General features: G+C 63.9%; 17 protein-coding genes and 1 tRNA gene. 6 read left to right on the plus strand and 12 right to left on the minus strand.

Translation table 11 applies throughout. The annotated features are described in order from the left end of the window. Positions 1-31: 31 nt before the first annotated feature. A complete protein-coding gene (locus ACWICV_RS04075; protein WP_105656691.1) occupies positions 32-280 on the minus strand; it encodes a hypothetical protein in 249 nt (82 codons plus the stop codon). Positions 281-282: 2 nt separating this feature from the next. Continuing rightward, the gene (gene coaE, locus ACWICV_RS04080) at positions 283-879 is read right to left on the minus strand and encodes a dephospho-CoA kinase (RefSeq protein ID WP_400288147.1); all 597 of its coding nucleotides are present in this window, start codon (positions 877-879) and stop codon (positions 283-285) included. A 25-nt stretch (positions 880-904) separates the two neighbouring features. Between coaE and ACWICV_RS04085 the strand changes: the two genes are divergently transcribed. From ACWICV_RS04085 to ACWICV_RS04095, 3 genes are all read left to right on the plus strand, one after another. After that, on the plus strand, positions 905-1,579 hold the full coding sequence (locus ACWICV_RS04085; RefSeq protein WP_332595161.1) for an IMPACT family protein: 675 nt from the start codon (positions 905-907) through the stop codon (positions 1,577-1,579). Next, positions 1,576-2,760 (plus strand): class I SAM-dependent methyltransferase, encoded by a 1,185-nt coding sequence (locus ACWICV_RS04090; protein ID WP_454090698.1) that lies wholly within the window; start codon positions 1,576-1,578, stop codon positions 2,758-2,760. The genes ACWICV_RS04085 and ACWICV_RS04090 overlap by 4 nt, the downstream gene beginning before the upstream one ends. A gap of 62 nt (positions 2,761-2,822) precedes the next feature. Further along, entirely contained in the window at positions 2,823-4,499 is a 1,677-nt protein-coding gene (locus ACWICV_RS04095) for an HNH endonuclease signature motif containing protein (protein WP_400288150.1), read from the plus strand. A 28-nt stretch (positions 4,500-4,527) separates the two neighbouring features. On the opposite strand, the gene ACWICV_RS04100 is transcribed toward ACWICV_RS04095, so the two are convergent. The 4 genes from ACWICV_RS04100 to ACWICV_RS04115 all read right to left on the minus strand — a co-directional run bounded on the left by ACWICV_RS04100 (position 4,528) and on the right by ACWICV_RS04115 (position 9,846). Further along, entirely contained in the window at positions 4,528-5,838 is a 1,311-nt protein-coding gene (locus ACWICV_RS04100; RefSeq protein WP_454090697.1) for a hypothetical protein, read from the minus strand. A gap of 247 nt (positions 5,839-6,085) precedes the next feature. After that, positions 6,086-7,561, minus strand: a complete 1,476-nt coding sequence (rpsA, locus tag ACWICV_RS04105) for a 30S ribosomal protein S1 (RefSeq protein WP_013349277.1) — start codon at positions 7,559-7,561, stop codon at positions 6,086-6,088. A gap of 218 nt (positions 7,562-7,779) precedes the next feature. Continuing rightward, on the minus strand, positions 7,780-9,093 hold the full coding sequence (locus ACWICV_RS04110) for a GNAT family N-acetyltransferase (protein ID WP_400288153.1): 1,314 nt from the start codon (positions 9,091-9,093) through the stop codon (positions 7,780-7,782). A gap of 69 nt (positions 9,094-9,162) precedes the next feature. Then, the gene (locus ACWICV_RS04115; RefSeq protein ID WP_400288155.1) at positions 9,163-9,846 is read right to left on the minus strand and encodes a polysaccharide deacetylase family protein; all 684 of its coding nucleotides are present in this window, start codon (positions 9,844-9,846) and stop codon (positions 9,163-9,165) included. Between ACWICV_RS04115 and ACWICV_RS04120 the strand changes: the two genes are divergently transcribed. Further along, positions 9,833-10,054, plus strand: a complete 222-nt coding sequence (locus tag ACWICV_RS04120; protein ID WP_400400540.1) for a hypothetical protein — start codon at positions 9,833-9,835, stop codon at positions 10,052-10,054. The genes ACWICV_RS04115 and ACWICV_RS04120 overlap by 14 nt on opposite strands. A gap of 93 nt (positions 10,055-10,147) precedes the next feature. On the opposite strand, the gene polA is transcribed toward ACWICV_RS04120, so the two are convergent. Beyond that, positions 10,148-12,760, minus strand: coding sequence for a DNA polymerase I (gene polA / locus ACWICV_RS04125; RefSeq protein ID WP_400288744.1), 2,613 nt, complete (start codon positions 12,758-12,760; stop codon positions 10,148-10,150). 85 nt (positions 12,761-12,845) lie between these two features. On the opposite strand from polA, the gene ACWICV_RS04130 reads away from it, so the two are divergent. After that, a complete protein-coding gene (locus ACWICV_RS04130; protein WP_454090696.1) occupies positions 12,846-13,331 on the plus strand; it encodes a hotdog fold thioesterase in 486 nt (161 codons plus the stop codon). 84 nt (positions 13,332-13,415) lie between these two features. On the opposite strand, the gene ACWICV_RS04135 is transcribed toward ACWICV_RS04130, so the two are convergent. The 4 genes from ACWICV_RS04135 to ACWICV_RS04150 all read right to left on the minus strand — a co-directional run bounded on the left by ACWICV_RS04135 (position 13,416) and on the right by ACWICV_RS04150 (position 16,441). Continuing rightward, positions 13,416-13,961 (minus strand): dihydrofolate reductase family protein, encoded by a 546-nt coding sequence (locus ACWICV_RS04135; RefSeq protein WP_400288160.1) that lies wholly within the window; start codon positions 13,959-13,961, stop codon positions 13,416-13,418. A 94-nt stretch (positions 13,962-14,055) separates the two neighbouring features. Next, complete coding sequence (locus ACWICV_RS04140) at positions 14,056-14,304, minus strand: hypothetical protein (protein WP_105656701.1); 249 nt, start codon at positions 14,302-14,304, stop codon at positions 14,056-14,058. After that, on the minus strand, positions 14,301-15,533 hold the full coding sequence (locus ACWICV_RS04145; protein WP_105656702.1) for an inorganic phosphate transporter: 1,233 nt from the start codon (positions 15,531-15,533) through the stop codon (positions 14,301-14,303). The genes ACWICV_RS04140 and ACWICV_RS04145 overlap by 4 nt, the downstream gene beginning before the upstream one ends. A 290-nt stretch (positions 15,534-15,823) precedes the next feature. Continuing rightward, positions 15,824-16,441, minus strand: coding sequence for an ANTAR domain-containing response regulator (locus ACWICV_RS04150; protein WP_105656703.1), 618 nt, complete (start codon positions 16,439-16,441; stop codon positions 15,824-15,826). Between the two features lie 189 nt (positions 16,442-16,630). Here ACWICV_RS04150 and ACWICV_RS04155 point away from each other — a divergent pair. Next, positions 16,631-16,715: transfer RNA gene (locus ACWICV_RS04155), tRNA-Leu, on the plus strand. Positions 16,716-16,896: 181 nt separating this feature from the next. On the opposite strand, the gene pyk is transcribed toward ACWICV_RS04155, so the two are convergent. After that, the gene (gene pyk, locus ACWICV_RS04160; RefSeq protein WP_133834232.1) at positions 16,897-18,408 is read right to left on the minus strand and encodes a pyruvate kinase; all 1,512 of its coding nucleotides are present in this window, start codon (positions 18,406-18,408) and stop codon (positions 16,897-16,899) included. Positions 18,409-18,472: the final 64 nt, after the last annotated feature.

The raw sequence follows: 18,472 nt of genomic DNA on the forward strand, positions 1-18,472 counted from the left end.
CCTAGCCAGCTTTCAGCTTAAATCCGGGGTGCTACTTGCGCATCCCGTAGCGGATCGCATTGCGCTTGACGGTGCGCTGGATGCTGCTGCCGAAGAATCCCACGGTCATGATGGTGGCGGCAATCAGCCCCAGCAAGGCCAGGCAGCCGGAAATGTAGACCACCGGCGAATACGGCCCGGATTCGCTGGCAACGAATTCGGCGCGGCCGCCAAAACCGAGCCACAGCACCAAGGCGACGGCGAAAGCGATCAGGGTGCTCCACTTGCAGATCTTGTACATTCCTACTCCTGTGCTGGCGCCAATTGGCGGTAGAGGGCAGAAACCTGCACCTCCAGTTCTTCCAAGGTACCGGAATTATCCAGCAGGTAGTCGGCTACGGCCGCCCGCTGGTCATCCGTGGCCTGCGCGGCCATCCGGGCCTCGGCGTCTTCCCGGGTCCAGCCGCGGTCCTGGACCATGCGGCGAATGCGTTCGGCGTGCGGGGCGGCCACGACGACCACCGCGTCGAAGCTGTCCAGCTGGCCGGTCTCGACCAGCAGCGGGATGTCCTCGACCACCAGCGAGCCGGCTGGCGCTCCTTGGCGCAACTTCGCCGCTTGCTCCCGCACCAGCGGGTGCACGATCGCGTTGAGCTTGGCCCGCGCCGCCTCGTCGGCGAAGACTATCGCGCCCAATGCGGGACGGTTCAGCGACCCGTCGGCCAGCAAAACGGCTTCGCCAAACGTGTCCTTGATCGCAGCCAGCCCGGGCGTGCCGGGTTCGACCACCTTGCGCGCCAACGCGTCGGCATCGATGACTACGGCTCCCAGGGCGGCCAATTTGGCCGCGACCGCAGATTTTCCGGAGGCCACTCCCCCGGTCAGTCCCACATGCATCATGTTCCCACCCTATAAACTAAGAGGGATGAACACCAACGACTCGGCCGCGACACGGTACACGACCTTGACCAGCGATTGCGTGCACGAGCTGGAAATCAAGCGTTCGCGATTCATCACCTACCTCTACCGGGTCGAAACCGAGGCCGCCGCCCGCGCGCAGATCGCGGCCCTGCGCAAGACCCACTTCGATGCCCGCCACCACTGCAGCGCGTTCATCCTGGGCCCCGATCGCATGGCCCAGCGCTCCAACGACGACGGCGAGCCCTCGGGCACCGCCGGCATCCCGATGCTCGATGCCCTGGCCAAGCGCGAAATCGCCGACGGCAGCGTGCTCTCGGACGTGCTGGCCGTGGTGGTCCGCTACTTCGGCGGGATCAAGCTTGGCGCCGGCGGACTGGTCCGCGCATATTCCGAGGCGGTATCTTCCGGGCTGGACAATGCGCAGCTGCACCTGCGCCAGCGCATGCGGATCTTCACCTTCGCCGCCGCCCACGCCGACGCGGCCCGCTACGAGAACGAGCTGCGCGCCGCCGGCTACCAGGTCGAACCGACCCTCTGGCAGGCCGATGCCGCAATCGTGCAGATCGGCATCCCGGACACTCCCGAAGCCGCCGCGCAGCTGCGCACCGGCATCGCCGCACTCACCTCCGGCGCCGGGGAACTGGCCGCCGCCAACACGCAATGGGTTGATCTGATTTGAACTCCGCCGCCAATCCCGAAGGCACGCCCGCTGCCGCCAGCAGCCTCCAGGCCCTGCTCCCCGCCCTGCGCCGCTGGCCCGATGTCGAAGCCGCCAACCTCTACGCCGCCGACGCCTGCGACCGGCTCATCCTGGACACCTGCGCCGCCGCGGCCGGCCCCTCGGACCGCTGGCCGGCCGCCATCGCGGTCATCGGCGACCACTACGGCGCGCTGGCCCTGGGCGCGCTGGCACTAGGCAGCACGAGCGTGCGCGTGCACACCGATTCGCTCACCGCCCGCCGGGCCATCGAGGCCAACCTCGCCCGGCTCATGCCCGAGCGGGCCGGAGACCTCGAATTCTGCACCCTGGAACAGGTCGCCCAGGGCGCCAGTTCGATCCTGCTGGCCCTGCCTCGCGGACTGGACGTGCTGGGAGAACAGGCCGCCGCGGCAGCTGCCGTCGCCGATCCCGGCGCGAAGCTTTTCGCCGGTGGCCGCATCAAGCACATGAGCCGTTCCATGAACGAGGTGCTCGCGGCGCATTTCACCCGCGTCGATGTCTCGCTGGCCCGGCAGAAATCCCGGGTGCTCACCGCCAGCACCCCGCGCGCCGAACAGCCCGTCAGCAGCTTCCCGGCCACTGCCACCCACCAGGTGCGCGGCACCAGCTTCACGCTGCATGCCGGTGCCGGGACCTTCGGTGCCGCCCGGCTGGATCCGGGCACCCGGCTGCTGCTGGAAAACCTTCCGGATCTCTCCGGGCACGCCACGCTGGTCGATCTGGCCTGCGGCAACGGCGCGATCGGCATCTGCGCAGCACTGGAAAACCCGCAGCTGCGCGTGGACGCCTCGGACCATTCGGCCTCCGCGGTCGCCTCCACCCTGGCCGCCGCACAACGCAACAACCTGGCCGGTCGCATCACCGCCGTGCAGGATGACGCCCTGGGCCGCCTGCCCGACGCCAGCGCCACACTGGTCACGCTGAACCCGCCCTTCCACATCGGCAACACCGTCACCGCCGACATCGCGTTCAAGCTGATCGACGACGCCGCCCGCGTGCTCGCTCCCGGAGGCACCCTGCTGTGCGTGTTCAACTCGCACCTGCGCTACCGCAGCGAATTGGCCCGCCGCGTTGGCCCCACCGAACAGCTGGCCCGCGACAGGACCTTCACCGTGACTGCATCAACCCGCGCGCACTAGGCTTTTCCACAGGCCGTATTGCCGGCCGGCACGCCGCGCACCGCCTGGCGCATGCTGGGGCCATGAACAGAACTGTCAGCCAGGCGCTAGCCGGGCTTGCCCAAGCGATGAAGGACGCGCCGGCCCTCGCGGTGGACGACGCCCTGGCCGTCGCCGCGTTCATCCCCGTCCTGCACCAGACCCTGCTCTGCGCCGATCCAGCCACCGGCCCCGAGTCCCACTACCTGCACGATCCGCGCTACGCCTTGGCCCTGGCCACCGCGGCTGAAGCTTCGGCCCACCAGGCCCTTCGCACCCAGATCTACGCAGCCCACCTGGTCGATGACACCGCGGCGCACACCCTGGCCCAGGTTGAACTCGCCGCGGCCCGCCAGGGCACCACCGATTTCTCCGTCCCTGCCCAGCGCACCGGAAAGCGGCCCAGCTTCACCGGCCCTGCGGCACTGCTGGCATCCTGGCTGCGCACCGACCATTTCGAGGCCAAGCGCCGCATCCAGTCCGCCAACCATGTCTTCGCGCAATACGACTACCAGCATCAGCGGCACCAGGCACAGTTCCCGCTGCTGGCGCGGCGCTTTGCCGATCTGCGCCAGCCGCCAGCCGAAGTGCTCAGCGCGGCCCGCCGCCTGGGCGCTCTGGAACCCCAACGCGACGAATACGCCGCACCGGCCACCGCCTCGGCGCTCACCGAAGATGGCGAGCTGCTTGAATCCATCGTCAACCAGCAATTGGACCAGCCCGACCCCGGCACCCGCAGGCAATTGGTCAACAGCTTCCTGAAATCCCAGAAGGAACGCTTGGGCAAGAAGCGGCCCGAAGCCCAGGAAGGCCTGTACCGGCGGGGCGAACGCGGCGGCCTGGTCCACTACGACCTCGCCCTGCGCCCTACGCGGGCAGAACTCTTCGAATCGGGCATTTCGCAAAGCGACAATCCCCGCTCCGGTTCCGGCCAAGCCGCACGGGAGGCTTTTGCCCAGTCTCCGGGACAGCGTACAGAGCAGGATGCTGCCCCTGGCACTTCCTACCAGGCCGACGCCGGAGGCCATCCGGACTTCTTGACCGATGAGGAAGCTGCCGCCAGCGAAGATCCTGTTTCCCCACCGCTTTCTCCCGCGGCACGCCGCCTCAATGGCCTGATGAATCTGCTGGAGATCAACACGAAGCGGCTCCAGGAGCTGCTGGATGCCGCGCGCAATGGCGGGACCCCCAAGGGCGCCGATGGGAATGATGCAGGCACCGTGGATGTCCCCACCATCACCCCGCAGGTCGTGGTCATGCTGACCTTGGACGAGTTGGAAGGCCGCGCGAGAACCCATGGCATCACCCAGCACGGTTTCAAGCTCGATGCAACTGACCTGCGCCAGACCCTGGCCAGGGCACGCATCATCCCGATGGTGCTCGGCGGCAGGGGCGAGCTCCTTGATATCGGGCGCAGCCAGCGCAAGCATCCGAACTACATGCGCCTGGGTGTTGCGGTGCGCGATCGCGGCTGCATAGTTCCCGGGTGCACCATGGATCCCGAACGCTGCAACATCCACCACATCTGGTTCTGGTCCGAGGGCGGTGTCACTGCGGTCTACTGGAGCGCGATGCTCTGCGACACGCATCATCATGACGTTCATGCCGGGTTGATCAAGGTCATTGCCGACGATGGCGTACCCAAGGTCATCCTGCCCAGCTTCGTCGATCCCACCCAGACCCCGGTGCGCAACATCTACCACATGGCCAAGGCCGCCTAGTTCGCGGCAATGCGCCGGGGCCATCCGGCTAGATCAAGAAAGGGCGTCCACCGTGCACGCGGACGGCTTGGGCGTTGATCCCCAATGGACGAAGGTTGATCCGGTCGATCTCGCCCCGCTCATTATTCTCGAAAGTATCAGCCGTAACCGAATCACCGGCAGGGGTCTGGACCGCCAGGCGGCGCTTGGTTCTGGCCAGAGGCTCGCGTGCCGATGCCGGGACGTAGTAGGCGCTGGCCTGCTTCCCTCCGCCGTAGAGCCATGAAGCGCGCACCGCGACCGGGCGTGAGCCCCAGCCGCTGAGCCCTGCAATGACCAAGCGCTGGCCGGTTGCCTCTAGCAGTTTCCCATTCAGGTTCTCCCCATAGACCCAGGGCTGGGACGCGATGCCCAGGAACTCTTCGGCAGAGCGCTGGTTGACCGCATGCACCCCGTGCACCGGGCACACCTCTGAGCAGAAAATGAATCGCGGATCCTCAAATTTCTGCTTGGACCCGTTCTTGTCGTCGTTGCGGCACAGGCAGGCCCCGGTTTCTTCCGTTTCGATGAGGATCGCGTTGCCATAGGCCCGCAATGACGTTGGACCAATTCGGTGGTCCGCTGGAACTTCGAGTGCGAAAAGTCCCATCGATTTCAAGCGCATCCAGCGCAGCATGCTCAGCAGCAGGCTGATGCCCAGGAGAACGGCCGCGGCGTACACGTCAAGACGGTAGCCTTCATCCAAGTCATGCAGCGAATGAACTTCCGTGCTGACCAATTCCCAGCCCAGCCGGAGCAGCGGGTAGATCAGTGCTCCTACCGCAAGCTTCCATACCATGGGCGACATTTGCTTGGTGATTCCAAAATCGCTCTCTTGCCCCGGCGCCAAGGCGATGCCTCCTGAGGCTTCACGCTTCCAGGTTCTCAGCAGGCGTCGAAACCGTGCGTCCATGAGACCTACGGACAGTGCGAGCAGCAGGAAATAGCCCAGCGCCAGCATCAGGATCCTTTGCAGGTCCCCGGCCGGAGCCAGCAGGAAATAGATTCCGGCGGCTACGCCCAAGCCCATCCAGGGTGATTGCCGTCCGCCGCCAAAGATCATGGCCAGGACGGTAGCGACCATGCAGAAGGAGAGGATGTCCATGAAGCCCTTGTCCAGGTACGGGGAATGCAGAAGATCCGAACGGACGAGGACCACCAGTGCAACCAGCGGAAGCCAGGTCGCTGCGGCAACCCAGAAATTGGGAATAGTGCGCGGTACAGTCTCCCACTCCTCGTGGCTGACCTGGCGCACCGGGATCTGCTGCCCGGCAGTTGCGCCTGCCGCATAGTCTGCCGGCGAATTTCCTGTCGTTGCCATGTGCTACTACCTGCCGTTAGTGAGTCCACCTGATCGGTGCACTTTTAGTCTAACCTCAGCAAGTATTAAGAGCAGTGCTCCTTCGGAGCTATTCCTGCCCGGCGGATGTCAGCAGAAATAATGACGCGCCAGCCATGCCGGCAAGCAAAAAACCAGTTAAACAAACGAAGGTCCAACCCTTGCAGGGTTGGACCTTCGTGAATCAGCTAAAGCTAATCACGATCTCTGCACGAGGCAGAAGCCGGAATTAGTTGCCGGTCAGCTTCTCGCGCAGTGCAGCCAGTGCTTCGTCCGAAGCCAGGGTGCCTGCATCGGTGGCTGGCGCCTCCGAGGAGTACGAAGCTGGAGCTGGCTCGGAACCACCGGCAGCAGCAGGCTCTGCTTCTGCGTCGGCAGCGATAGCGGCAACAACCTGCTTCTTGTGTGCTTCCCAACGCTCCTGGGCAGCAGCGTACTGTGCTTCCCATGCAGCGCGCTGGGTGTCGAAGCCCTCGAGCCATTCGTTCGACTCTGGGTCGAAGCCCTCTGGGTACTTGTAGTTGCCGGCCTCGTCGTACTCTGCAGCCATGCCGTAGAGTGCTGGGTCGAACTCGGTGCCCTCTGGGTCAACACCTTCGTTAGCCTGCTTGAGCGACAGCGAGATGCGGCGGCGCTCCAGGTCGATGTCGATGACCTTGACGAACAGTTCGTCGCCAACGGAGACAACCTGCTCAGCCAGTTCAACGTGGCGAACTGCAAGCTCGGAGATGTGAACCAGGCCTTCGATGCCGTCTTCGACGCGTACGAACGCACCGAATGGAACCAGCTTGGTAACCTTGCCCGGTACAACCTGACCCAGTGCGTGGGTGCGGGCGAAGGTCTGCCAAGGATCTTCCTGGGTAGCCTTCAGCGACAGGGAAACGCGCTCGCGGTCCAGATCGACTTCCAGAACCTCTACGGTTACTTCCTGGCCAACCTCGACAACCTCGGATGGGTGGTCGATGTGCTTCCAGGACAGCTCGGAAACGTGTACCAGGCCGTCTACGCCGCCCAGGTCCACGAATGCACCGAAGTTGACGATGGAGGAAACAACGCCCGGACGAACCTGGCCCTTTTCCAGCTTGTTGAGGAAGGTCGAGCGAACCTCGGACTGGGTCTGCTCGAGCCATGCACGGCGGGAAAGCACAACGTTGTTGCGGTTCTTGTCCAGCTCGATGATCTTGGCTTCGATTTCCTGGCCGATGTATGGAGCCAGGTCGCGCACACGGCGCATCTCGACGAGCGATGCTGGCAGGAAGCCACGCAGGCCGATGTCCAGGATGAGGCCACCCTTGACAACCTCGATGACGGTACCGGTAACGACGCCGTCCTCTTCCTTGATCTTTTCGATGTCGCCCCAAGCGCGCTCGTACTGCGCACGCTTCTTGGACAGGATCAGGCGGCCTTCCTTGTCTTCCTTGGTCAGGACCAAGGCTTCGACACTGTCGCCAACGGTGACAACTTCACCTGGGTCAACGTCGTGCTTGATGGAAAGCTCGCGGGAAGGGATGACACCTTCGGTCTTGTAACCGATGTCGAGCAGAACTTCGTCGTGGTCAACCTTGACGACGGTGCCTTCGACGAGGTCACCATCGTTGAAGTACTTGATGGTGGCGTCGACTGCGGCCAAGAAGTCCTCAGCAGATCCAATGTCGTTGATTGCGACGACTGGTGCGCTGTTGTTCTCGTTCGAGGTGATGGTCATGTAGTAGGGACTCCGATGTGGATAGATTTGATCAGTCGAAACCCCGGAAGTCCCGGAATTTCGAAGGGGGTAGAACATGAATGCGGACATGACGAAGCCATGGCACGCTGTTCAAGTCTACGCGCCTAGCACACCGCGGGTCAAAGCGTAACCCGCTAACATCCTCGCCAGCATTTTGTGAACTTCGTCATATCAACCGGATAATGCGACCCGTCCCACTAGAAACCGTGCGGCGTGAAACCCTCGCGAGCCACGTTGAACAAGTGCACCCAGTCCCCCGCAGTTCCCCCGCCGACCAGTTCGGCGCGTCCCGAATCCAGCAATTGGTCCAGCTGCACGGTGCCCAGGTACAGTCCCGCCAGCTCCCGCTCCGAAAGCGCCACACGCGGCAGCCCGGAGTCGGCCTGCCCGTCCTCGATCCGGCTCACCGTGGCGCGGGAATCGGACACCTCGAAGAGGTAGGTTCCGGAGATCAGCTCCAGCCGGTCGCTCACGCTCAATAGCAGCCGGGCATCGCGCTGGTAGCCGCGCGCTTGGAAGGCGGCAACAACATCGAGCACGCGCAGCCACAGCACATCGTCAATGGAACGCACGTGGTAGTCCCGCACGTTCTCCAGCACTTGGCGCAGTGGATCGGCCACCGGGCCTTGGCCATGCACTTCTTCGACCAGATCATGGTTGCCCAGGTACTCGAAGAGCTTGATGCGCGCGGCGTCGCTGGTGGCCACCAGCTTATGCACCACCAGCTTCGCCTTGGGCTCGTCCCACCCGCCGAACTTGTAGGTGGCGAATCCGCCGAGCTGGCCAGCGTCATCGTAGTAGGCGGCAAAACGCAGGTTCTTCGGCTTCTCCAGAGTCTCCCAGGTGTCCCAGCGGCCCAAGGCAAAGCCATTGTCGAATTCGGTGCTGTCCACGGATCCGAACGTCTGCTCGAGCGCGCGCACGGCCAGCGCGGCATAGCCGGGCCCGAAATGCTGCGGATCGGCGTCCACCACCCGGCCGGGTACCTGCACGCGCAGCTTCACCCCGTGGGCGCACTTGAGCGTGAACCGGCTTTGGTAGGTAGCTGGCTCGAAGCCGTACCGCCCGTAGATCGTCGCTTCCGACGCGGTCAAAGCCGCAATAGGGAAAGCCGCCTGCTGGGCATAGGCCAGGTCTGCGGTGATTTGCCTGGACAGGATGCCGCGGCGCCGATAGCTCGGCGCGACGGTGACCGCGGAGATCTTGTGCGTTGCCACCGGCGCCTCGCCGCCGGCATTGAGCAGCCCGGGGAATGCTCCATAGGTGTGCACCGGGTAGGTTGCATGGCGCGAGTGCGGTTCGGCCTGCTGATCGAACACCAGGGAGAAGCGCATTTTCTGCGCATAAGTCAGGTCCAGGTAGTGCGTCCAATTGGGCTCTTCGGGCAGCTGCTCGTAGAAGCCGATCCCGGTGGCCTGATGGAACAACTTGATCGATTCGTCGAGTTCAGGACTGCGGATCGCAGCCTGGCAGGTCCGGGTTTCCAGCTGCGGCGGGGTCTCTGGTCTCATCGTGCTCCTTGGCGAGGAAATCGGCTGATCACAGTCTATGCGCCTGTCCGGCCGGCGCAAGGGGTGCATTCACCAGGCTTCGGAGAGCGTGGTGAACCGCAGGCCGGAATCCAGCGCCTGCCCCAGCCCGAGCGCCACGCCCTTGGCAGTACCCGAGGCGGGCTGGTTGAAGTGCCCGATGCCGACGTCCCCGGCGGCCAGCTGGCGGACCTGGGCGGCCACGGCCTGCGCGCCAAAGGTCGCCCCGGCGTCCAGGTTGACGGTGAAGTTCATCGGCACCACGCCCAGGTCCCGGCACATTGCCGCGCCGGCTTCGTCCATATGGGCGGTGCCGGAGCGGAAGAATTTCGCGGTGATGCCGAACTGGTCGGCCAGATACCGCTGGTTGCCCATCACCTCGTCGTAGGCCTGGCCGATCGACTCCGTGCCCCCGATGCCGTAGGCTGCCTGCCCGGAAGTGGCCAGCGGGGCGTGGCTGGTTCCGTGGTTGGCGATCTCGAACAGCTCGTCGCTTACCAGCTCGTCCATCAGCCGCGCATTGGCGCGTGCCCAGCGTTGGTTCACGAAGAGGGTCGCGGGCACCTGCTTGGCGCGCAACGCGTCCAGCAGGGCCCCATCCACCCCCGAGCCCCGGGGTCCCCCGCAGGCATCGAAGGTCAACGCCGCGGCGGCATTGCCCTTGGGCAGGCCCAGCTCGATGCCCGGGACTTCCAGCCCGAACTGCCCTGCAGGAACATTCTTGAACTTTGCCATGACCTGGCTCCGGCTCGGATACACCGTCTGGAGGCTGGCGGTAGGCCGGGGCGAAGCAGTGGCGGTGGGCGAAGGACTCGCCGTTCCCGAGGCCGACGCGGACCCGGCTCGTTCCGCCGGTCCGCCGGTACTGCAACCGGAGACCAGCGCGGCGGCCAGCGCCCCCAGCCCCAGGCTTCCGGTTTTCAGCGCCCAACGGCGCGAGTAGTGCTCCAAGTTCGTCTCTTTCCCCAAGCCCATTCGATCCTGCCGAAAGGGGCAGGAACACCCGCGGTGCCCCTGCCCCTTTCGATTGCCGCCCCTAGTGCGCGGCGTCGTGCCAGGTCCGGCCGATGCCCGGCTGGACGTCCAGCGGCACCAGCAGATCTGCGGCCTGTCCCATTTCGCGGGTCACCAGCTCCTGCACTGCCTCCAGCTCCCCCTCGGCGATCTCCAGGATGAGTTCGTCATGGACCTGCAGCAGCATCCGGGACTTGTACTGCCCGGCGCGCAGTCCCTCATCGATGCGCAGCATGGCCACCTTCACCAGGTCGGCGGCCGAACCCTGGATCGGGGCGTTCAACGCGGCACGCTCGGCGATGTCGCGCAGCCGGCGATCCGAGCTGTTCAGCTCCGGCAGGTAGCGGCGGCGTCCGAAAATGGTTTCGGTGTAGCCATCCTTGCGGGCCTGGTCGACGACCGAACGCAGGTAGGTGCGCACGGCACCGAAGCGGTCGAAGTAGTCCTTCATCAGCTTGCGGGCCTCGTCCACGCCGATCTTCAGCTGCTTGGACAGCCCGAAGCTGCTCAGCCCATAGGCCAGGCCGTAGCTCATCGCCTTGACCTTCGAGCGCATCTCCGAGGTGACCTCTTCCGGCTCGACGTTGAACACGCGCGAACCGACATAGCGGTGCAGGTCCTCGCCGTTCTGGTAGGCCTCGATCAGCCCCTCGTCTTCGGACAGGTGCGCCATGATGCGCATTTCGATCTGCGAGTAGTCCACTGTCAGCAGGCTCTGGTAGCCGGCCCCGACCATGAAGACGTCGCGGATGCGCCGGCCCTCTTCCGAACGCACCGGGATGTTCTGCAGGTTCGGGTTCAGGCTGGAGAGGCGCCCGGTCGCGGCCACGGTCTGCGCATAGGTGGTGTGGATCCGGCCATCATCGTGGGTGGCCTTGAGCAGGCCGTCCACGGTCTGGCGCAGCTTGATCGCGTCGCGGTAGGCCATCAGCGCGACCAGGAACGGGTGCCCGGTCTTGATCAGCAGATCCTGCAGCGACTCGGCATCGGTGGTGAAACCGGTCTTGATCTTCTTGGTGCGCGGCAGATCCAGCTCTTCGAACAACACCACCTGCAGCTGCTTCGGGCTGGAGAGGTTGACTTCGTGGCCGATCGCGGCGAACGCGTCGTTGGTGGCCTGGTCCACCTGCTCGGTGAAGTGGGCACGCAGTTCGTTCAGGCGATCCACGTCCACTGCCACGCCGGCGCGTTCCATCTCGAAGAGCACCGGAATCAGCGGCAGCTCCATCTCGGCAGCCAGTTTGTCCGCGTGCTTCTCGGCCAGCTTGGTAGCCAGGTAGGCGGAGAGGTCGTGGATGGCCTGCGCCTGGGCCAACGTTGGCTCGGCAAGATCCGAAGTGAGCCCCAGATCCAGTTCGCCCTTCTTGGCCTGATGCACCGGCACGGCGTACTTCAGGTGGTACTGCACCACGTCCACCAGGTCGTGGCTGCGGCGATCGGGCTGGATCAGGTAGGCGCTGATCAAGGTGTCGTCCTTGATGCCGGCGATCCGCAGCCCGCGCTCGATGAGCAGGTGCATGGCGGCCTTGGCATCGTGGAAGAGCTTCGGCGCGTTCTCATCGGCCAGGAACTGCGCAAGCACGCCTTCGGTGGCTTCATCGAGTTCGGCCAGTTCCAGCCAGAGGGCTTCCGACCCGCGGAAAAGGGCCAGACCCACGGCTTCGCCGTCAACCGCAGCAGGCTGGATTGCGATCGGCGCGCCCTTCCCGGCCCCGATGAATCCGTCCAGTGCGTCGGCATCGGCGCCGAGCACCCGGGAGAATTCGGCAACTTCGGGTGCCGCTTCCTCTTCCTGGGCTGCAAACAGGTCGAACAGGCGCTTGCGCAGGGTGTTGAATTCCAGCGCGTCGAACAGGTTCTCGATCTCTTCGCGGTTCGGGGCTTCGAGTTCCATCTGATCGAGCGTGACCGGGAGTTCCAGGTCGTGCTTGAGCTGGTTCAACCGGCGGTTGCGGGTCACGTTGTCCACGTGCTCGCGCAGCGACTCGCCGACCTTGCCCTTGATGTTCTCCACATTCTCCAGGATGCCAGCCAGGTCCCCGTAGAGGTTGATCCATTTGGCGGCGGTCTTCGGCCCCACACCTGGCACACCGGGCAAGTTATCCGCGGTTTCGCCGACCAGAGCCGCCAAATCCGAGTAGCGCTCGGGACGCACGAAGTACTTGGCTTCCACCGCTGCGGCATCCATCGGCGGGATATCGCTGATGCCCTTCTTCGGGTACAGCACCAGGGTCTTGTCGGTGATCAGCTGGAAGGCGTCGCGGTCGCCGGACACCACCAGCACGTTGAAACCGGCCGCTTCGCCCTGGGTGGCCAGCGTGGCCAGGATGTCATCGGCCTCGAAGCTCTCCAGGGTGATCGAAGGGATGTTCATCGCCTTCATGACTTCCTGGATCAGATCGATCTGCCCGTAGAACTCTTCGGGCGTCTTATTGCGTCCGCCCTTGTACTCGGTGTACTCCAGCGAGCGGAAAGTCGGGGTGTCCAAGTCGAAGGCCACCGCAACGTGGGTGGGCTTTTGCTGGCGGATCATCGTCAGCAGCATCGATACGAATCCGTGCACGGCATTGGTGTGCTGGCCGGTGCTTGTTGCGAAGTTCTCTGCAGGCAGCGCATAGAACGCGCGGAAGGCCATGGAGTGTCCGTCAATAATCAGCAGTCTCTTGTCCGACGAGGCAGTCGGTTTGGTAGTTTCGCTCACACCTGAAAGCCTAGTTGCCATGAGCGACAATTTCACTTCTCGAACCACGCAATCTTCGGCACATCCGTTTGACGCGCAGCTGGCCCGCCACGGTATTCCCGAATCCATGTTGCCCTACCTGCTCCACAATGGCGTGGGCGAACTCGTGGAGAAACTGGAAATCATCTTCACCGGGTTCGAACCCCAGCGCGTTGCCGCCACCATGCCGGTGGCGGGCAACACCCAGGTCTACGGCATCCTGCATGGCGGCGCTTCGGCGGCACTTGCCGAAACCCTCGGTTCGATGGCCGCTGCGCTGCACGGTGCCGGCCGGGCCAACCCGGTCGGCGTGGATTTGAACATCACCCACCACAAGGCCGGGCGCACCGGGCTGGTCACCGGGGTATGCACGCCGGTGCATCTGGGCCGCAGCAGCACCTGCCATGAGATCGTGATCAGCAATGAGCAGGGCCAGCGTGTCGCGACCGCTCGCATCACCAATATGCTGCTGCCGGTCGAAAACTGATCCCCGCAGGCGCCGTTCGCGCCAAGCGCGGCGGATCCGGCTTTTCCGGAACGCTGGCCCTGGCCAGCAGGTCCCCCTGGCCGTTTAGCCGATCGCGTAGCGCGAGAGGAAGATATCCGCGCCGAGCTCGGTGATCCCCAGGGCCGAGAGCCGCGTGCTGATCCCGCGGCCAAAGATATTGGCCCCGTCGCCCAGCACCTCCGGAACGGTGACCAGAAGCAGCTCATCGAGCGCATCGGCTTCGACGAACGCCCCAGCCAGGTCGGCACCGCCAACCACCCACACGTCCCCGGCCCCCGCGCTCTGGGCGATGTCCCGGCTCCAGAAGCCCACCTCGCCGCGGATGAAGGTCAGGTCCGCTCCGGGCAGTGTCGGCAGTTCATGGTGTGTGAAGACCCACACCGGCTTCTCGCCGAACACCCACGGCACGGTTCCCTCGGCAGCATCGCGGACGATGTTCTCGTAGGTCTTGCCTCCGATCACTACGGCGCCGACGCTCCCGAAGAACTCGTCGAAATGCTTTTTCACTCCCGGCTGCGTGGCATAGGGGATGAACCATTGGACGCTTCCGCTGCGATCGGCGATAAAACCATCGATGGAGGCACCCACGTAGTACTTGAAGCTAGTCATGGCTCCAGTCTAGGGGTGCCTCCATCGAAGGCAATATCAAGTTGTCGAGGGACCCGAAAATCGTGTCGGATCCGCCCGCAGCCGCGAGCAGTTCCTAGTGGCTCGAGGAGAAGCCCAGGATCGCTTCGCTCAGCTGCGGCACGATCAGCACCACGCCGAAGAGGACGATCAGGCCGCAAATCGCGAAGCAGGCGTAGGCTCCGGCATTGCTCAGGCTCTGGTTGCGGCCCTCGTCCTTGGCAACTGCCAACAGGCGGACGCCGAAGGAGTAGGCCGCCACGATCGCCATCGCGGAAAACCAGGTGATGGCGGCGACGATGAGAAAGGCTGTCCAGTCAATCATGAATTATCGGCTTCCTTCTGCGCTGCGGCAGCCTTGGCCAGCTTGGCTTCCGCCTTGGCCTTGGCGCGGCGCTCCTTCTTGGTCAGGATGTTCACCGCTGCACCCGAGTTATCGATGTCGGAAATGTTCGACTCGTGGTCATGCGGCTGCTTGCGCGAGAGGAACCAGATGGTCAGCATGGCGCCGGTGCCGGCGATCGCGACGATCACGATGCCGATGGTGCCCAGGTGGGTGATCGCTGCGGCCACGCCGCCGACGGCCGCGGCTGCTGGCAGGGTGAACAGCCAGCCCAACGCGATGCGTCCCGCGGTGCCCCAGCGGACTTCGCCGCCCTTGCGGCCCATGCCCGAACCGATCACGGAGCCGGAAGCTACCTGGGTGGTGGACAGCGCGAAGCCCAGGTGCGAGGAAGTCAGGATCGCCGAAGCGGTGGACATCTCGGCTGCGAAGCCCTGCGCGGGCTTCACGTCGGTCAGGCCCGAACCCATGGTGGCGATGATGCGCCAGCCGCCGGTGTAGGTACCCAGCGCGATGGCGAAGGCACAGGTGGCAACAACCCAGAACTGCACGCCGGAGTCGGAATCCTGCAGGCCAGAAGCCACCAGGGTCAGGGTGATGATGCCCATGGTCTTCTGCGCATCGTTAGTGCCGTGGGACAGCGCGACCAGCGAGGAAGAGAAGATCTGCCCGTAGCGGAAGCCGCCGCGCTTGGGCGCCGCGCCATTCTCGCGCTTGGTGATCGCGTAGGCCAGCTTGGTGCACAGGTACGCGGAGATGCCGGCGATCACCGGCGCGCACAGGGCCGGAAGCAGCACCTTGGAGAGCAGCACGCTGTAGTTCACCGAGGCGAAGCCTGCACCGACGATCGCGGCGCCTACCAGGCCGCCGAACAATGCGTGGGAGGAGCTCGAAGGCAGTCCCAGCAACCAGGTGAACAGGTTCCAGATCACGGCGCCCATCAGGCCGGCGAAAATCATCGCCGGCCCAATAGCCACGCCCGAGGTCGGGTCTTCGTTGATGATGCCACCTGAAATGGTCTTCGCTACCTCGGTGGAGAGGAATGCGCCAACCAGGTTCAGAATTGCGGCGAGGGCAACTGCCTTCTTAGGGGAAATTGCTCCGGTTGCGATTGGGGTGGCCATCGCATTGGCCGTGTCATGGAAACCATTGGTGAAGTCGAAAAACAACGCCAAGGCAATGACCAGGACGACGATAAGCGTCAAATCCATTGAATACCAGCCTGAGGGGTCGAACGGCAAGGAAAAAGAGAACGGGCCAGAAATAGGATCCTGCGAAAGGCATTGGCGTGCAGGACTTCGTTCTAAGCGCAATTTCCATCTTAGGCGTACGGCGCAGTACGTCAATCCGGAACTTCAACCCCATCCGGGGAAAACTCGGATGAACAACTGGTTACCAGAGGGTTAACTAGCCTCCAAGCGCGGTATCGGCGCATCGCAGGCATAAAAAATGTGCGCCAAACCATAAGTGGCTTGGCGCACAATCCAGTGCTTGGCGGTCCCTACTTGACCTGGTCGACGACCGTCTCGGCTACCTGGCGCATGCTCAGGCGGCGATCCATGGAGGTCTTCTGGATCCAGCGGAACGCTTCCGGCTCGGTCAAGCCCATCTTGGTGATGAGCAGCGACTTGGCGCGATCAACCAGCTTGCGGGTTTCGAACTGCTCGGCCAGGTTGCTGACTTCTTCCTCCAGCGCGCGCAGCTCGTCATTGCGGGAAATCGCGATTTCGATGGCCGGGGTGAGGTCTGCCGGGGTGAACGGCTTGACCACGTAGGCCATGGCACCGGCTTCTCGGGCACGCTCCACCAGTTCCTTCTGACTGAAGGCGGTCAGCAAGACGACCGGGGCGATGCGTTCCTTGACGATGGCTTCGGCGGCGGTGATGCCATCCATGACCGGCATCTTCACGTCCATGAGCACCAGATCGGGCTTCAATTCGCGCGCCTTCTCCAGGGCGGTCTGGCCGTTGTCGGCTTCGGCGACGACGTCGTACCCTTCGGAACGGAGAATTTCGACGATATCCAAGCGGATCAGGGTTTCATCCTCGGCAACGACCACTCGACGCGGAGTGGATTGCACCTCGGATGGGATGCGGGTGATTTCAGGTAGTTCGCTCATTGGCGCCTTCCTCCATGGTCAGAAATCCTGCCCGCTGAATGGGCAGTATCTAGATGGTTTCAGTTCAGCGAAGCCACGTTGCCTCGGTTTCACATCTAAGCCTACTGGCATGTACTCTTGTTGAGGCGAAGACGCGAGGTTCCTGATTAGGAAATCTGGAAAACCTCTAGTAAAGTAGTCAAAGTGCCAGCCCAAGTGGCGGAATCGGTAGACGCGCCGCACTCAAAATGCGGTATCGAAAGATGTGTGGGTTCGAGTCCCACCTTGGGCACCAGCATGAAGGCCGTTGGATCGGAAATTTTCCGGTTCAACGGCCTTTTTTGCGCGCGCAACCACAGGGCACGTGCTCGAGTTCACAATCGCGCTTTGCGGGCGCCAAGGCAAAAAATCCGCCCTGCTCCAGAATTCTGGAGCAGGGCAGATTTTCTTGCTTCAGCTAGTGCGCGAAAGAGCGTCTACAGGTTTTTCGGCGTGGAGACGTTTTCCGGTGCCCACGGACCGACCTTCTCGCGAGCAGGCATCGGCTTGCCATTGACCAGCTGGCCGGCATCGGCGAGGTCGCCGACCTTGTGCACGCGCAGCGAGTTGGTGGACCCTGCCTGTCCCGGAGGGGACCCGGCGGCGATGCACACGATATCGTTGAGCTCCGCCAGGCCTTCGGAGAGCAGCGCCTCGTCCACCTGGGCGGTCATCTTGTCAGTGTGGTCGGCGTAGGCCACCAGGCGTGCCTGCACACCCCACATCAGGGTCATGATGTTGTAGGTCTGCTGCAGCGGGGTGAAAGCCAGGACCGGCTTCTTCGGGCGCAGGCGCGAGAGGCGCCGTGCCGAGTCGCCGGACTGGGTGAAGGCGACGATGTACTTCGCGTCGAGCTGATCGGCGATCTCCACCGCGGCACGGGTGATCGCGCCGCCGCGGGTCTTCGGCTGGGAACCCAAGCGGGGAATGCGATCCAGGCCGTGCTGCTCGGTCGAGGAGATGATGCGCGACATGGTCTCCACGGTTTCCACCGGGTACGCGCCCACGGAGGTCTCCCCCGAGAGCATGACCGCGTCGGCGCCGTCGAGCACCGCATTGGCGCAGTCCGAAGCCTCGGCGCGGGTCGGGGTCGGCGATTCGATCATCGATTCGAGCACCTGGGTGGCGACGATGACCGGCTTGGCCCAGCGGCGTGCCAGCTCCACGGCACGCTTCTGCACGACCGGAACTTCTTCCAGCGGCAGCTCCACGCCCAAGTCCCCGCGGGCGACCATGATGGCGTCGAATGCATTGATGATTTCTTCCAGCGCGGCCACGGCCTGCGGCTTCTCGATCTTGGCGATCACCGGCACGCGTCGGCCTTCTTCGTCCATGATCTCGTGCACGCGCTCGATGTCCTCGGCGTTGCGCACGAAGGACAGCGCGACCATGTCGATGCCGGCACGCAGTGCCCAACGCAGGTCGTCCTCGTCCTTTTCGCTCAATGCGGGAACGTTCACCGCGACGCCTGGCAGGTTGATGCCCTTGTTATTGGACACCTCGCCTCCGACGACGACCTCGGAACGCACCGAGGTCTGGTCAACTGCCAGCGCCTTGAGCTTGACCTTGCCGTCGTTGATCAGCAGGAAATCGCCCGGCTGGACATCGGTGGGAAGGCCCTTGAAGGTGGTGGAGCACAGGTTGCGGGTACCTTCGATGTCCTCGATGGTGATGGTGAATTCCTCACCAGCCTCGAGGATGTACTTGGCGTTGTCCTTGAAGCGGCCAAGGCGGATCTTCGGACCCTGCAGGTCGGCGAAGATGCCAACCGCGCGGCCGATCTCCGCGGCCGCATTGCGCACATTCGCCAGGGATTGTGCGTGCATGGAGTGGTCTCCATGGCTCATGTTCAGGCGGGCTACGTCTACGCCCGCCTTCAGTACCGCTACAGTATTTTCATAACTTGCCAGGGCCGGGCCCCAGGTTGCCACAATCTTTGCGCGTCTCATTCCGTCAGCCAAATGCCTTTCATGTTCACATAGGCAAAATGCGGCCCACCCGGCATCCGGGTGC

The organism is Glutamicibacter sp. NPDC055354 (assembly GCF_053644955.1).

Bases quoted from the DNA above. Each gene is read 5' to 3' on its own strand.
- rpsA (WP_013349277.1), bottom strand. From the start codon at position 7,561: ATGACCATCACCTCGAACGAGAACAACAGCGCACCAGTCGTCGCAATC.
- ACWICV_RS04100 (WP_454090697.1), bottom strand. From the start codon at position 5,838: ATGGCAACGACAGGAAATTCGCCGGCAGACTATGCGGCAGGCGCAACT.
- ACWICV_RS04135 (WP_400288160.1), bottom strand. From the start codon at position 13,961: ATGACTAGCTTCAAGTACTACGTGGGTGCCTCCATCGATGGTTTTATC.
- ACWICV_RS04075 (WP_105656691.1), bottom strand. From the start codon at position 280: ATGTACAAGATCTGCAAGTGGAGCACCCTGATCGCTTTCGCCGTCGCC.
- ACWICV_RS04095 (WP_400288150.1), top strand. From the start codon at position 2,823: ATGAACAGAACTGTCAGCCAGGCGCTAGCCGGGCTTGCCCAAGCGATG.
- ACWICV_RS04150 (WP_105656703.1), bottom strand. From the start codon at position 16,441: ATGAGCGAACTACCTGAAATCACCCGCATCCCATCCGAGGTGCAATCC.
- ACWICV_RS04110 (WP_400288153.1), bottom strand. From the start codon at position 9,093: ATGAGACCAGAGACCCCGCCGCAGCTGGAAACCCGGACCTGCCAGGCT.
- pyk (WP_133834232.1), bottom strand. From the start codon at position 18,408: ATGAGACGCGCAAAGATTGTGGCAACCTGGGGCCCGGCCCTGGCAAGT.
- ACWICV_RS04145 (WP_105656702.1), bottom strand. From the start codon at position 15,533: ATGGATTTGACGCTTATCGTCGTCCTGGTCATTGCCTTGGCGTTGTTT.
- ACWICV_RS04085 (WP_332595161.1), top strand. From the start codon at position 905: ATGAACACCAACGACTCGGCCGCGACACGGTACACGACCTTGACCAGC.
- ACWICV_RS04130 (WP_454090696.1), top strand. From the start codon at position 12,846: ATGAGCGACAATTTCACTTCTCGAACCACGCAATCTTCGGCACATCCG.
- ACWICV_RS04140 (WP_105656701.1), bottom strand. From the start codon at position 14,304: ATGATTGACTGGACAGCCTTTCTCATCGTCGCCGCCATCACCTGGTTT.
- coaE (WP_400288147.1), bottom strand. From the start codon at position 879: ATGATGCATGTGGGACTGACCGGGGGAGTGGCCTCCGGAAAATCTGCG.
- ACWICV_RS04115 (WP_400288155.1), bottom strand. From the start codon at position 9,846: ATGGCAAAGTTCAAGAATGTTCCTGCAGGGCAGTTCGGGCTGGAAGTC.
- polA (WP_400288744.1), bottom strand. From the start codon at position 12,760: ATGGCCTTCCGCGCGTTCTATGCGCTGCCTGCAGAGAACTTCGCAACA.